The organism is Solibacillus isronensis (assembly GCF_900168685.1).
GTDB classification, from domain to species: Bacteria; Bacillota; Bacilli; order Bacillales_A; family Planococcaceae; genus Solibacillus; species Solibacillus isronensis_A.
The window spans coordinates 160,821-176,457 of sequence record NZ_FVZN01000013.1 but is presented as its reverse complement, the minus strand read 5'-3'; the positions used below and the strand labels follow the sequence as shown (position 1 = coordinate 176,457).

Here is a 15,637-nt window from a genome sequence, read left to right as displayed (position 1 = left end):
ATAATTGAACCATATATGAAGGGAATAATAAATAAAAAAGCTGACCATAACCCGAAAATTCAGCAATGGTCAGCCTCTCATTTATTCAGAAAACGGATTCGGTACTGGTTGCAGACGCTCTTGAACTTTCTTCGCAACGACCGTTTTTCCTTTTGAAGGAACGGTATTTGGTATCGAAGATCTTGCTTCGAGGTCTTCCCAGAAATCCGCGTTTTTAATACCTAATACTAACGGGTTGAATGTTGGGTTAAGCCCCAATCGTTTTTGCATATCGTAATCTTTCAATGCGATTAAAGCTGTTTTAGAAAGCAGTACGACCGTAATGACGTTTACCCAACCGAGCATTCCGACACCTAAATCGGTAATCGCCCAAATGAGGGTAGCCGAATTCACTGCACCGAAAATAACCATACCTAGAAGGCCGATGCGGGCAGCATGTGTAATAAATTTGCCTGCTTTGCCGATATTCAGCGTTTCTTTAATGAAGGCAATGTTCGTATCCATTTTGTAGAAGTACGTAATTAACGTAGTAAAACAGAACAGGAATAATGAAATTGTCATAAAGTACTGACCGAATGTCGGAGAGATCAGTGTACTCATTGCCGACTGTGTATAAATTTCAGGGTTAGCACCTGGAATGTTCGATACGATGGCCTCGCCAGCACTTGGCGCAACATTGTACATACCTGTAATTAAAATCATAAAGGCTGTCGCTGTACAGATTAGAAACGTATCGATGTAAATAGAAAATGCCTGTACTAAACCTTGTTTGGCAGGGTGCGAAACACTCGTTGCACCGGATTCAAACGTTTCCGTACCTAACCCGGCAGCACTTGAGAATACACCACGCTGAACACCCATTGCGATGGCTGTACCGACTAGACCTGCAAATGTAGCATTCAAGTTAAGCGCACTTGTTACGATTAATGAAAACATCGCCGGAATTTCAGAAATGTTAACGACTAATAATGCGATACAAATTGTCACGTATGCTAATGCCATAAACGGAACCAAATATTCTGAAACAGTAGCGATTCGCTTTACACCACCGTAAATAATTACAGCCATTAATGTAGCAAGCAGCAGACCTGTTACAAGTGGGGGAACATTGAACGATTCCTGAGCCGTTAAAGCAATCGTGTTCGCCTGTACTGTCGGCCATAAAATACCGATAACGATAATTAAAATCGTCGCTGAAATAATGGAAAACCATTTTAAATTCAAGCCTTTGTAAATATAAAACGGAGTTCCGCCGCGGTATTCACCTTCGATTTTACTTTTGAAAATTTGAGAAAGGGTAATTTCAATAAATGAAGTGGCTGCACCTAAAAATCCCATAACCCACATCCAGAAAACTGCACCAGGACCACCGAGGCTGATGGCCGCTGCAACACCGACAATATTACCTGTACCGATACGACTGCCCAATGACATCGCCAATGCCTGGAAAGAAGAAATCCCTGCACTGTCATTATTTTTTTCAAACAGCAATGTGATCATATCTTTAAAGCGTCGAACTTGAACAAATCGAGTTCTCAACGTAAATATGAGACCGACTGCCAAAAATAAAAATACTAACGCATTACTCCAAACATACTTATTCAAAAAATTCACGATTTCCAACATTCATGTACCACGTCCTTTTTATTTCATTTTCTAAGTAAAACTGTCATGCACGTTTTATGTATAGCTTTTTTCTGTTTACAGAAAAAAGTGTTATTACTGTAATTAACACAAACAAGCGCTAGTTAAACAAAATTTTTCAGTCTTGTATTAATTTTTATGGAATTCAAAGCTTGGGAATGTTTTAGTAGCAGGTATTTAACGGTGTTCTACATTAAAATAATTTAAATATTTACAGGAAAAAACGAAGAAGTTCCATAATCTATTGTGCAGTAATTCAATATTCCTATCGCTCTCTTTTCCAAGAATGTATTTCTGGCCAAATATTTACACAATGATAGCTTCTCTAGGGGGCAGTAATGAATTGATAAGACTACATAATAGAGGAGAGAAAGTTCATATTTATTCCTTTATTTGGATTTTGTTAAATCAATTTTCCTTATAAATTTTTCGAAAATGCTGAATATTACTTCTTTAAATCAGCACTAAACCGAAACTTAGGTCTTTCTATTGGAATGTTTGAATGTCTCTTGACGTTGTAAAATGTTAGGCCTATCATTGCTAATAGAATCAATTGATAATGATTATCATTATTGATTGTTGATTCTAATAAGAAATCAAGCTGTCTTTACATAACTGTAAACGAAAGGAAGTGTTGAAGTGAACTTTCAGGAGTTAAGAGGGAAAGTTGCACTTGTGACAGGCGGAGCCCAGGGAATTGGCGCAAGCCTTGTCAAAAGCTTGGCTACATTAGGAGTAAAAGTTGCTGTAATCGATTATAACGAGGAGAAATTGAGAAGCCATGTGATTGGTTTAATAGAGCAGGACCACGAAGTTTTCGCCTTTCCTGCAGATGTCGGAGATAGTAACGCCATTGATGCAGTTGTAGAGAAAGTGGAAAACGAAATCGGGCCAATTGAAATGCTCGTCAATGTAGCAGGTGCATTGGCTACAGGACCGGTCGAATCATGTACTGACCGTGACTGGGCAAGGATTTTTTCAATTAATACGACAGGTGTGTTTTATGTTTCAAGAGCGGTAAGCCGTTATATGATTCAAAGAAATGCAGGTTCAATTGTAACAGTCGGATCAAATGCCGCAAGTGTACCGAGAATTTCTATGGCGGCCTATGCAGCATCAAAGGCGGCAACGGTCATGTTTACAAAATGTCTTGGTTTAGAGCTGGCAGAGCATAATATACGCTGCAATATCGTTTCACCAGGCTCGACCGATACGGATATGCAACGTTCGATGTGGTCCGATGATCATGGAGCTGAAGTTATGATTAAAGGAATGCCTGAAACGTATAAAGTAGGGATTCCGCTGAAAAAGATTGCACAACCGGACAATATTGTCGGCGCTATCCTGTTTTTCCTGTCCGAGCACTCAAGCCATATTACGATGAGCAATCTTGTCGTGGATGGCGGCGCAACATTGGGAGCGAGCTAAGTCTGTCTTTTGAATTCAGAGTAGTGAAACGAAAAGGAGCGGTAATATGGTAAGCAAACAAAAAGCACTAATCGAACATGAACTTTTAGATGAGTATGAAGTTGGTGATTTTTTCATTGAAACACCAAAAAGAACGATATTAGGCAAAGGTGTATTCATGCACGTGCCAGCGGGTGAACCATTTCAAAACCAGATGGAAGGATTGTCCGATAGAGTGGCGAGCGCGTTGAAGAAAGCCAAAGAACAAGGATATCCACGACCTGTCGTAGCAGGCGCGGTGCCATTTGATTACTATAAAAAGGCATGTTTACTTGTTCCGGAATCTATCCAAATCGCACCATCATTGCAGCAGGAGGAAAGGGCAGTGACCGCTTCAGCATCTGTTACTGTGAATCGGCTCGTATCCAATCCATCACCAGAGCACTATAAGCAAGGTGTCATACAAGGCATTAAAAGAATAAAAAACGGCGAACTTGATAAAATTGTACTGGCACGTTCACTGGAAGTAGGTCTCAATGAGCCGATCGACCTTCCGCAGCTGTTACGAAATCTTGCGTATCAAAACAAACATGGATATACGTTTGCAGCACCGATTGAATACGGAAATCAAAAGGCTTCGCTCATCGGGGCTAGTCCGGAGCTGCTTGTTTCAAGACAAGGGATGTACGCCATCGCGAATCCATTGGCCGGCTCAAGACCTAGAAGTGAAGATCCGGTAGAGAACCAAAGACGTGAAGAGGAACTGCTTTCGTCACCAAAGGATTTACATGAGCATGCGGTCGTAGTGGAAGCAGTCGTCAAGGGATTGCGTCCATTACTAAAAACGATCGAAGTCCCGGAAAAACCGTCAGTCGTGTATACGGAAACGATGATGCATCTTTCGACAGTCATTAAAGGAGAGCTCCTGAAAGCGGATACCTCATCGTTGGATTTAGCTATTGCCCTGCAGCCTACACCAGCTGTTTGTGGCGCACCAACGGAAAAGGCAAGACAGGCAATCACAGAAATTGAACCGTTTGACCGAGGCTTCTTTACAGGGACAGTCGGTTGGTGTGATGCTGAAGGCGATGGGGAATGGGTTGTGACGATTCGCTGTGCAGAGGCAAATGGCGATTCATTACGATTATTTGCGGGAGCAGGCGTTGTGAGCGAATCGAAGCCTGAAGAAGAATTGGCTGAGACGGGTGCGAAATTCCAGACAATGCTTTGCGCAATGGGTATCGATACAGAGCAGCTGAAGAATATTTAACGACTATTTATATGAAATACAACAGGGTTCACCAACAAAGAAAAAGGAGTGATTTAGATGGCTATTCCAGCGATCTCATCATATAAAATGCCAAAAGAAAGCAATCTTCCAAAAAATAAAGTAGGTTGGGAAGTCGATCCCAACAAGTCTGTCCTGCTCATTCACGATATGCAGCAATACTTTATCGATTACTATGAGAAGGATTCATCATTAGTTCGTGAAATGATCGCCAACATAAAAGCAATCAGAAAACAATGCGATGAACTTGGCATTCCAGTTGTCTATACGGCACAATCGGGAAATCAAAAACCAGAGGATCGCGCATTACTGACTGATTTTTGGGGAACAGGACTAAAAGACGATCCGAATATTACAAAAGTAATCGATGAATTGGCGCCAGGCAAGGCCGATATCGTATTGAAAAAATGGCGCTACAGTGCATTTAAAAAATCTAATTTACTGGAAATGATGAACGAACAAGGCCGAGATCAGTTAATCATTTGCGGGGTTTACGCCCATATCGGTTGCCTCATGACTGCTGGAGAGGCTTTCATGTCGGACATTAAGCCGTTTTTCATTGCCGATGCAGTAGCTGATTTTACACAAGCTGAGCACGAAATGGCGATCAACTATGTGGCAGGCCGCTGTGGGGCAGTTTATTCTACAGCAAAAATTATGGATCAGCTCAAGCGTGAGGCGTCTGCAGAAGCAGAGTTCGTATAAGAATAAACAGGTGGTGAAAATTTTCGCCGCCTGTTTTTTCCGTTCAAATGGAAGCAAGTTTTTTTGAAGAATAAACAGGGAATTGGTTACCGACAATGTTTTTAGAAAAAAGGAGATGAAGTAGATGACAAACTCGGTGCCAAAGGAAGAAGGAATTGACCACAGCCTGAATCTTCTGAGAGAAGGTTATTTGTATATTTTAAATAGAAGACAAAGCTTTCATTCCGATCTGTTCGAAACACGATTGCTTGGAAAAAAGGCGGTCTGTATGGGCGGAAAGGAAGCGGCTGATCTTTTTTACGATAACAGTAAGTTTAAAAGGGCAGGCGTTGCACCAAACCGTGTTGCCGAAACATTATTCGGCAAAAAGGGTGTTCAGACACTGGATGGAGATGCCCATAAGCACCGGAAAAAGATGTTTATGTCCATAATGTCCCAGGACCGACTTAAAAAACTGAATGAAATTGCCGCGAAACAGTGGGACACGGCTTTAACTAAATGGCAGGAGATGGACGACGTTGTTCTTTACGAGGAAGCGCTGGAAATTATGTGCCGTACTGCCTGTGAGTGGGCGGGGGTACCGGTGGAAGACAAGGACATGAAAAAGCTCGCCGACGATTTTAGAGCGATGTTTGAATCGGCAACGGCAATCGGACCATCGCACTGGGCTGGCAGACATGCACGAAACCGGGTGGAAAAGTGGATGGGGAACCTCATCGACCAAGTGCGCGAGGGGAAACTGAATCCGGAAGAAGGTACAGCACTGTATACTTTTTCATGGCATCGTGATTTGGAAGGGAATCTTCTTGATCAGGAGGTCGCTTCTGTAGAAGTAATCAATATATTAAGGCCGATTGTAGCGATTGCGGTCTATATTACTTTTTCAGCATTGGCTGCCCACCATTATCCGGAAGAGCGGAAGAAGCTTCAGTCCGGCAACGAAAAAAATACACAGATGTTTGTGCAGGAGGTGCGCCGTTTTTATCCATTCTTCCCTTTTGCCGCCGCGGAAGTAAAAGCAGATTTTACATGGAAGGATTATACGTTTGAAAAGGGTACATTAACTTTATTGGATTTATACGGAACGAATCATGATACGAATATTTGGGGGAATCCCGAAGTGTTTCAACCGAGCCGTTTTGAAAACTGGGATGGCAGTCCGTTCAGCTTTATTCCGCAAGGGGGCGGCGATTACTATTTAGGCCATCGCTGTGCGGGGGAATGGGTGACGATTGAGATGATGAAAGTGAGTCTGGATTTCCTAGTTAACCAAATGACATACGATGTTCCGGAACAGGATTTAAGCTACAGCAAAGTAAGTATTCCAAGCTTGCCTAAAAGCAAAGTAGTAATTAATAATGTTCAGCGAGTATAAGATGAATGGATTAAGCCTGTAACCTTTTACTTGGTTACAGGCTTGTTAAAATCAATTTCTCCAACCTTTTCCCTGAAAAACGTTTCAATTTGTGCCCACTGAACGTGCGTCACGTTTTCCAAGGAATCCTCCAAACAGACAGCTGCACTGTAACCAGGTGCAGGGAAAAAAGGTATGGTACGGGCTTTTACACGTGAGGCGGGGTGATGAATCGATCCATCTTGCCGAATCGTTGCCTCCATTAAAGAATCGTGTAAACCAAACCCTTTATATTTCCCGTAACTTTCCTTAGCAGTCCAGAGGGCATAGAAAGCTTCCTGTTCAAGAAGCTTATAGAAGTGATTCTCCTCTTCGCTCCACAATGTTTGAAAGAGGGAGAAGTCCCTTGTTACCTGCTGTTCCACATCAATTCCAACCGGAAAATCACTAATGGCACATGCCACATAACTTCCGGAATGGGAGAGATTGAAGTGAAGGTCTTGTCCTAGTTGGTATTTACCGTTTGAATCTTTGGTAAAGCGAATTTCAGACAATTCCATTTCGTAAGTTGTCACCAACATCATCTTCGTCAGTAAATGGGCACAAACCGTCCGCAACTGATCTTCCGTTTTCCGCATGCGTCCAATACGCTGCACCACGTCGTTTTCCAAAAAGGGAAGATAACGTTGCCAATCAGTAGGCATCTCGTTGATCTTGCAATAGGCAATGGTTGTCATGCTTTTTCTCCCTTTAGAATAGTTTCCTGTTCTTTCGCAAATAAAGAACAGCCGAGTCCTGCCAGAAGCAGAACGACCGTAGCAACGAGGGCGTACTGATAAGAAAGGATCTCTGAAAAGTAGCGACCAGACACGGTTAATGTCGTCGCTACAAGTGCAATTCCTACTGCTGCTCCAACGCGGTTAAGCATATTGTATAGCGTTGTCGCCTTGCTCATCTGACTTTTTGCTACATGATGAAAGGCCGAAAGTTGCGAACCGATTACACTATGTCCTAAACATATCCCGACTGCAAACATCAATCCGCGTAACAGCCAAGGATTTGCTGAAGGACCAAGGATGGCGATACAGCAGAAAATCATTACTGTACCAATCAGACCGAGACGTACTGTATACAGCATGCCGAAATGCTGGGATGTTCGAGGCAGTAATTTGGATGCGACCATCAGTCCAAGTGCCTCGGTAAACGTAATGAGTGAGCTTTCCAGAGCAGAAGCTGAGTACGCGTACTGATACATGAGCGGGAACAGATACAGCATCCCCATCAATGCGCCCATGGAACACATCGCGACGAGACTCGATGAAAGGAAAAGCGGTTGTTCATACAGACGCACATCCAGCAGCGGCTCTTTTATTTTTCGTTCATATACATAAAACCGGCTTAATAAAAATACACCGACAATCGCACAAAAGACGACCGTAATGGAAACACCGTCTGATGCAATAAGGCTCAGAGTGAGCATTAACAGCGGCAACCCGAGTGCAATGAGCATATAGCCTTTCGTATCGAACGGTGCTTTAAAAATCTCAAATTCCGTTAAGGCAAAAAGTCCGATCAGGACGATGATGATACCAAAAGGAATATTAATGAAGAACGCCCAGTTCCAGGATAAATACTCCGAAAACAGTCCGCCCACTAAGGGGCCAATCGCCGGTGCAAAGGCGATTGGCAATACTAATGAACGCGACAGATTTTGTCTTTCCGGTGGAGAAAATGTCCGAAACAGCAGTGTCATGCTGACGGGTGTAATGATTCCTCCTGCCAGTCCCTGCAGCACGCGCGCTAAAATAAGGGCCTGCAAGCTTCCCGCCCATCCGCAAAGAAGAGAGGCGAGTGTAAATAGACTGACAGAGAGTACATACATTCTTTTTACGCCGTACCGATTGCTTAAATAGCCGGCAGCAGGCAATGCAACAGCGATGCTGACAAGGTAGCCGATATTAATGCCGTTCGTTGCCCCCGGCGTTACACCGAATTCAACGGCAATTGTAGGAAGTAGCACATTGACAATCGTTCCGTCGATTGAAACCATGAACATCGCCACAACATAGAGGGCGATGATGACTGCTCGCTGTGCTTTCATCCCAAAACACTACGCAGACTTTTAGGTCTCATATCCAGCCAATTTTCTTCTATATAGAGTTGGCATAATGGTTTTAACGCAGGGCCATATACGACCTCCCATCCGGCAGGGACAGGAATGACTGCTGGCCATACAGAGTGCTGTTCTTCCGAATTTCGCAAAACGTAATATTCACGATCTTCTTGTTCAAAAGGGTTAGACATACATTTTTTTCTCCTTTACTAAGTACTTGACTAATGTTTGACCGACTTCATTCAATGGAATGGATTGACACATATCTTTATGGCGACAGGCAATATCAATCTGTGTAAGCTCTCCTTTGATATACGGATTCCACGAAGTAACATCAACGTCCGGGATCCAATCTGGCACAAGTGTAGATTTATAAAATAAAGCATCGCCATTATACGTTTCTTGCTGATGATTTTTGAGTAACTGAATCGAGTTTTTATAAACTTCTTTTAAGCGCAGAAACGTCGATTCATCTAATGTTGCAATCGCGCTGCCCTCTGCTTTTAGAGCATCCATTACATATTCCTGTGTCACTTCATCTTCTATGTCAGGTTCATACCCGGCTAGGGCAAGAAGTGCCACAAGTGCCTCCTGTTCTTCCGTCAGCTCCACTGGCGGGGTGAATGTGAACGGGTAGGCATCCATAATGCATAGAAGCGACAGTTCTTCTCCTTGGCGTTCCAGTTGGACAGCCATTTCCTGTACGACATTTCCGCCAAGTGACCATCCGAGTAGACGATAAGGTCCTTTTGGCTGAATTTCTTTGATGGCTTCAATATAGCCGAGCGCCATTTCAGTTAAAGAACCCGGTAGTTCACAATCTTCGGCAATCCCTTTTGCTTGAATGCCGTATAGGGCAAACTCCGGCGGCAGATTTTTTAACAGTCCTGCATAGCACCAACTTAACCCCCCTGCAGGATGGACAGCAAAAATCGGTTGCTCCCCGCTGCGTAACGGCAGTACGGTGTTCAATGCCTGTGATTCTTTTCCTTTTTGCAGAATATGAGCGAGTCCGGATATAGTAGGTGCTTCAAACAAATGCCCGATTGCCAGCTCTTTCCCGAATGCCTCGCGAATGCGTCCGATCAGCTGTACGGCTAGTAACGAGTGGCCGCCAAGTTCGAAAAAGCTGTCCTCTGTGCCGACCTGTGGCAGATTCAGTACTTCGCAGAATAGTTCACAAAGCAATGTTTCCTGCGGTGTTTTCGGCAATACCAGTTCCTGCAATGTAATAACAGGTGCAGGGAGCTGCTTCGTATCCAGTTTTCCGTTTGCTGTAAGCGGCATTTGCTCCAGGCGAGTGCAGCTTGAAGGAACCATATAGACCGGCAGTGAACGGGAGACGAAATCTTTCAACATTTGCTCGGTTACGTCCGTGCCTTGCTCCGGAACATAGTAGGCAGCCAAACGGACATCTTCTTTTCGATCTTCTCTCGCAATGACAGCTGCCTGTGCGATTTGCAGATGATTCAGAAGCACTTGTTCAATCTCGCCAAGCTCAATGCGGAAACCGCGTATTTTCACTTGGTGGTCAATGCGTCCGATATAGTCCAGTTCGCCATTTTTCATCCAGCGAGCCAGATCACCTGTACGGTACATCCGGCTTCCCGGAGGTCCATACGGGTTGGCGATAAAACGTTCTGCCGTTAAGGTAGCGCGGTTTAAATAGCCTTGTGCCAAGCCTTCGCCAGAAACATACATTTCGCCGACAACACCGGGAGGGACCGGTTTTAACTGCCCATCAAGGACATAAATATTTAAATCAGGAATCGCCGTGCCGATCAGACTATTCGCCTGTGACTGGCTCAGTTCTTCATTTACACTTAAGTAGCTGACATGGACAGTTGTTTCGGTAATGCCGTACATATTCACAAGGGTAGGTGCATCTTCCGGGTGTCGGTCATACCATTCCTGTAAACGCGTCAGGTTAAGTGCCTCCCCGCCAAATACAATGCAGCGTAGTGCCAGTTGTCCGGACAGTTCGGGATGCTCTTTATCAACGGTCATGAGCTGATAGAAGGCAGATGGTGTCTGGTTCAGCACCGTAATTTTCTTGTCTGCAAGCAATGCCAAAAAGTCGGTAGGTGAGCGGCTGACATTGTACGGTATGATTACGAGCTCACCGCCATATAACAGGGCACCCCATATTTCCCATACGGAAAAGTCAAAGGCATAGGAATGGAACAGCGACCAGCGATCTTCTTCGTTAAAATGAAACCATTCATCTGTTGCATCAAGTAAGCGGATAACGTTCTGGTTCGGAATAACCACACCTTTTGGTCGGCCAGTTGAACCGGAAGTATAGATAACATAGGCCGGATTCATTGGATGATTATTATGATTTATATTTTCAACAGGGAATGAAGTAAGTGAAACCTCCTCCATTACAAGCACTTCTATCACAGGTGTCGCTTCTGCACACGGCTTCAGGTCTTCTGTAGTGATTAAACAGCTCGGGTTTGAATCGTTTAAAATATAGTCAATTCGGTCTTGCGGATAAACCGGATCAATCGGCACATAGGCAGCGCCGGCTTTTAAAACGGCTAAAATGCTGACAATCATATCGGTTGAACGCGGCATTAACAGTGCGACAAATGTTTCGGATGTAACGCCTTTTTCGAGTAAAAGATGTGCTAACTGGTTCGCTTTACGGTTCAATTCGGTATAAGTAAGCTCTTCGTTTTCGTCACTGACAGCAATTCGTTCGGCATGCATTTCCACAATCGCCTCGAATTGTTCGGCAATCGTTTTTTGCTTACTTACATGGTCTTTCGGATTCCAGTCAAGCAGAATTTTTTCCTGTTCCTGTTCCAACAGCACATTCAATTCTGAAATGGCCGGATTATGCAACGCCTGCTGCAGGACGATTACATAGCGTTCCATAAGAGCGGTAACTGTTTTTGCTTCATATAAATCTGTTCGGAATTCCACCTGTACTTCGATCCCATTAGGCTGCTCGGCTAGATATACCTCCCGCATCTCGATATTCAAATCGAATTTCGGCTGCCCAACCGTATGCAGCTGAATGTCGGCATTTTGGCCTTCCATTACAAGTGATGGCTGAGGCGTGTTCTGTAAGGCGAACATAATCTGGAAAATCGGATGCTGTGAAGGAACACGAGTCGGTTTTAATGTTTCGACAATATGGTCAAAAGGAACATATTGGTGCTCCATTGCCTCAATCGAGGTTTGTTTTACGCGTTCCATTAATTTTGTGAAACGAGGGTCCCCCGAAGTATCCGTCCGTATCGCCACCGTATTGATGAACATACCGACATTTGCCAGCAGTTCCTCCTGATCCCGGCCCGCCATTGGACTACCGAGAATCAGATCTTCCCCTGCACCGAGCTTTGTCATGAGGGCCAAGAATCCGCTTTGTAGCACAATGTAAAGAGTTGCCTGTTCATCTTTTGCAAGCTGCTGCAATTGTCCGTGAAGCGCGGAATCGATTGTAAACGTCAAAGTTTCGCTAGTCGGTTTTACGTGCAATTGACGCTTTCCATCACGGACAAGCTCAATTTCATCCGGAATATGCTTCAGTTTTTCCTTCCAATAATTAATGTTGTCGTCTGTATAAACACCGTGCGTTTGCTGCCAAACCGCAAAGTCATGGTATTGAATCGTTAACGGCTCTAGCTCATGGCCTTCATAGGCAAGCTGCAGATCTTCAGTGAATGTTGCAAGTGACCAGCCATCCGCACTAATATGGTGGAAAACAACGACCAATGTGTTCAAATTGATGAGCGTTACACGGAAGCCGGGTTCCTGTTTTAAATCAAACGCATAGCGAGTGCACGCATTAATTTGCGCCGGCACCTCTTCTGGGCTTACTTCCTCAATCAGCACTTTCGGCGTATCCTCAATGATTTTCTGATAGGGCACCCCATCCACTGCAGGATAAACCGTACGTAAAATGGCGTGTTTTTCTACAACTTTACCAATGGCTTTAATCAGTTTTAATAGATCAATCGGCTGATCAAATGTATATACAAGCGGAATATTATAAGAAGCACTTGATTCCTCCAGCTGCTGGATAAACCATAAACTGCGCTGTGCATGCGATAAAGGAATTATTTCAACTTGCTGTCTGTCGATCCCAGCGAGCGTCTTTTTCTTTGCTTTATCCACTGCTTGTGCCAGCTCTTTTACAGTAGGCTGATTGAAAATGACGGAGATCGATAAATCGATAGCAAATGTTTTCCGTATTGCCAATAGCAGCTCGGTTGCTAGCAGGGAATGCCCTCCTAGCTGGAAGAAGTTTTCATCAATTCCCACTGATTTGAGATTCAAAATATTTTCAAAGAATGTACAAATCGTTTCTTCGGTATGCGTTGTCGGTTTCACTTTTGCAATAATCGAAACATGAGGCTGCGGCAGCTCTTTCCGGTCGACTTTTCCGTTATTTGTTAATGGGAAGGTCTCCATGAAAACAAAATGAGCAGGTACCATATAATCCGGCAAACGTTCTCCTAGCTGCAGTCTGCATTGTTCCTCTGTTTCATTCCCCACTACATAGGCAACGATTTGTTTATGACCGGGCTGATCTTCACGGATTATCACAACGGCTTGTTCAATTGAAGTGATTTCTTCAAGCGCATTTTCGATTTCACCTAATTCAATACGGAAGCCGCGAATTTTGACTTGGTGGTCGGCCCGGCTAACATAATGAAGGCTGCCATCCTCCTGCCACACAACTAGATCGCCAGTCCGGTACATGCGTTTTCCGGATGCAAATGGATGTGCAACAAAACGTTCTGCCGTTAAGGTTGGACGATTATGATAACAGCGCGCCAGTCCGTCACCAGCAATATACAATTCCCCAACGACACCAATCGGACCGGGCTGCAGCATGGTATCGAGCACATAAATATCTGTCCGGTCGATTGCATTCCCTAATGAAGGAGTATCTTGCGGGCGAATTTCCGTGCAAGTTGACCAGATTGTTGTTTCGGTAGGTCCATACATATTGTGAACGGTTGCTCCTGCTTCCAGTAGTGCCTGCGCAAGGCTTTTTGAAAGTGCTTCACCACCGACAAGTACAGTAAGTCCTTTCAGCGCATCTTTTGCGTACTGTACCATCATCTGCCAAACAGTCGGTGTTGCCTGCATGATGGAAATGTTTTGCTGCTCGATCAGCGACTGCATCACAACTGGATCCTGTACCTGTTCTTTTGTCGCCAGATGAATCGATGCCCCGTACAGCAGCGGTAAATAAAGCTCCAATGCCGAAATATCAAAAGAAATCGTTGTAATCGCCAGTAAATTGTCCTTTTCAGATAATGTAAATTGATGCTGCATCGCTTGTAAAAAGTTAACCAGGCTTGGCATTTCAACGACGACACCTTTTGGATTTCCCGTAGATCCAGACGTATAAATCATATAAGCTGTTTGTCCAATACAATTAGCAATCGGTTCGTAAATTTGCTTCGAAGGGTGTAACGGCACAATCGGTGTTCCTTCTGCAATAAATGAAACCTCACCATTTACGAGCACAATTTTAGGACGAGCATCCTCAATCATATAAAGTAGCCGTTCTGCCGGATAAGCAGGATCCATCGGAATATAGGCAGCACCAACCTTAAAGCAGGCAAGCATCGTTGCGACCATTTCAATCGAACGGTCCATGCAAATTCCGACAAAGTCTTCGAGCCCAATGTCATGCGCTTTCAGCTGATGCGCAATCCGACCGACAAGCAGATCCAGTTCGGCATAGGAAATAGATGTATCATTCATCTGAACAGCGGTTGCACCAGGCATATTTTCCATCTGTTTTTTGAATAATTTATATACAGTAGCATTTTTCAGCTCACTTACAGCACCTTGTTTTGCCTCAAACATTGCCGCTTCTTCTTGCAATAGTATTGGGAAGTTGAACAGTGGTGTGTCAGCTTGATCTACCAATAACTCAAGCAACTGTAGGAAACGTGCGGCATGACGTTCCACTTCTGCCTGTTCATAAAGATCCGAGTTGGCTACAAGATCAAACTGCATTCCATTTGGCGTGCTATAGAAATTGAAAGAAATATCTTCAACAGGCCCTGTCACAACTTTCTTGTGCTCTACCTCGACATTTCCGAACAGATAGTTTTCATAAAAAGGCATGAAATTAATTTCCGGACCATACAGCTGATCATCGGTAGTCAGCCGCAAATCACGGCGCAGCTGTTCTTGACGGTACAACTGATGCTGCTTCATCTCCGTCATGAAGCTTTTCACATTTATACATAGCTGTTCAAAAGTTTCTTCAGTCGTAAACGTTGCACGCAAAGGCAAAACATTTACCCGTGTACTTGGTACGGACAGTGACTTATGACCAAAACGGTTCATCAACGGAATGCCGACAATCACATCCTTTGCCTGTGATATCCGTTTTGTGTAGGCAATAACTGCTGCGGTAACAACTTCCTGTATGTTGACGTGCAGCTGCTTACTGTATGTTTCTAATTTCGCCCATGTAGTGGCAGAAAGGGAAGAGGGATGTAAAATAATTTGTCCCATACGGCCACTCTTCTTTTTACTGAGCGAAATGACTTCGGTTCCTTGCATTTTGGATAACCAGTAGGCAGCGTCTGCCGCTGCCTTATCGGAAGTTCTGTACTTCACTTCCTGCTCTACCATCTGAACATAGTCACCAAACTGCTTTGTGTATGATTTATGATGAAGCAAAGCCGAATAGCGCTCGGAAATTTGCTGGAACAGTAACCGGAAACTATACGCATCACTGACAAGATGGTGAATGCGCAAATAAAGGAGATGTTCCTCGGCAGACACCGAAAATAAAATAGCGCGTACAAAGTTAACCTTTGTTAAATCAAGCAATGTTCCGACATCTTCCTGTATATGTTGAAATGCTTCAGCCATTGAACAACTAACCTGTTCAGAATGAAATTGAACCGAAGAAGGAATCGTCTGTAAAAGTGAGCCTTCTTCCTCCGAACATTGGATATATAGTCCAACCGCGCTTTCAATTGTGGCATTGACAGCCTGTAAAAGCAGGGGGGAGTCCACCGGAGCCTGAATATGTAAGTACTCGGCTGTATTGTATAAAGGGCTTTCCGTTAAATGGTGGGCATACCAAATCCCTGCAGCAGCTTCGGTTAAAGGGAAACGTAATTCAGCCATTCGA

At 44.1% G+C, this 15,637-nt stretch carries 8 protein-coding genes and 1 pseudogene; 4 read left to right on the top strand and 5 right to left on the bottom strand.

Annotation, left to right across the window (positions count from 1 at the left end):
* Positions 1–81 precede the first annotated feature (81 nt).
* Positions 82–1,626 carry an alanine/glycine:cation symporter family protein gene (locus B5473_RS07440; RefSeq protein WP_079524297.1) on the bottom strand — a complete coding sequence of 515 codons (1,545 nt, stop codon included), beginning with the start codon at positions 1,624–1,626 and terminating at the stop codon, positions 82–84.
* A 657-nt stretch (positions 1,627–2,283) separates the two neighbouring features.
* Here B5473_RS07440 and B5473_RS07435 point away from each other — a divergent pair.
* From B5473_RS07435 to B5473_RS07420, 4 genes and pseudogenes are all read left to right on the top strand, one after another.
* The gene (locus tag B5473_RS07435; RefSeq protein ID WP_079524296.1) at positions 2,284–3,072 is read left to right on the top strand and encodes a 2,3-dihydro-2,3-dihydroxybenzoate dehydrogenase; all 789 of its coding nucleotides are present in this window, start codon (positions 2,284–2,286) and stop codon (positions 3,070–3,072) included.
* A 46-nt stretch (positions 3,073–3,118) separates the two neighbouring features.
* Complete coding sequence (gene dhbC, locus B5473_RS07430; protein ID WP_079524295.1) at positions 3,119–4,321, top strand: isochorismate synthase DhbC; 1,203 nt, start codon at positions 3,119–3,121, stop codon at positions 4,319–4,321.
* A 57-nt stretch (positions 4,322–4,378) separates the two neighbouring features.
* A pseudogene (locus B5473_RS07425) lies at positions 4,379–5,011 on the top strand (isochorismatase family protein); the annotation flags it as partial.
* Positions 5,012–5,168: 157 nt separating this feature from the next.
* The gene (locus tag B5473_RS07420) at positions 5,169–6,419 is read left to right on the top strand and encodes a cytochrome P450 (protein ID WP_079524293.1); all 1,251 of its coding nucleotides are present in this window, start codon (positions 5,169–5,171) and stop codon (positions 6,417–6,419) included.
* 26 nt (positions 6,420–6,445) lie between these two features.
* Here the strand turns inward: B5473_RS07420 and B5473_RS07415 are convergent, their stop codons facing one another.
* Genes B5473_RS07415 through B5473_RS07400 form a run of 4 tightly spaced genes read right to left on the bottom strand, consistent with a single transcriptional unit; the run spans position 6,446 to position 15,633 of the window.
* The gene (locus B5473_RS07415; RefSeq protein ID WP_079524292.1) at positions 6,446–7,135 is read right to left on the bottom strand and encodes a 4'-phosphopantetheinyl transferase family protein; all 690 of its coding nucleotides are present in this window, start codon (positions 7,133–7,135) and stop codon (positions 6,446–6,448) included.
* Positions 7,132–8,499, bottom strand: a complete 1,368-nt coding sequence (locus tag B5473_RS07410; protein WP_079524291.1) for a DHA2 family efflux MFS transporter permease subunit — start codon at positions 8,497–8,499, stop codon at positions 7,132–7,134. Before B5473_RS07410 ends, B5473_RS07415 begins: the two co-directional genes overlap by 4 nt.
* Positions 8,496–8,702 (bottom strand): MbtH family protein, encoded by a 207-nt coding sequence (locus B5473_RS07405; RefSeq protein WP_079524290.1) that lies wholly within the window; start codon positions 8,700–8,702, stop codon positions 8,496–8,498. The genes B5473_RS07410 and B5473_RS07405 overlap by 4 nt, the downstream gene beginning before the upstream one ends.
* A complete protein-coding gene (locus B5473_RS07400; RefSeq protein ID WP_079524289.1) occupies positions 8,695–15,633 on the bottom strand; it encodes an amino acid adenylation domain-containing protein in 6,939 nt (2,312 codons plus the stop codon). Before B5473_RS07400 ends, B5473_RS07405 begins: the two co-directional genes overlap by 8 nt.
* Between the last annotated feature and the right edge of the window lie 4 nt (positions 15,634–15,637).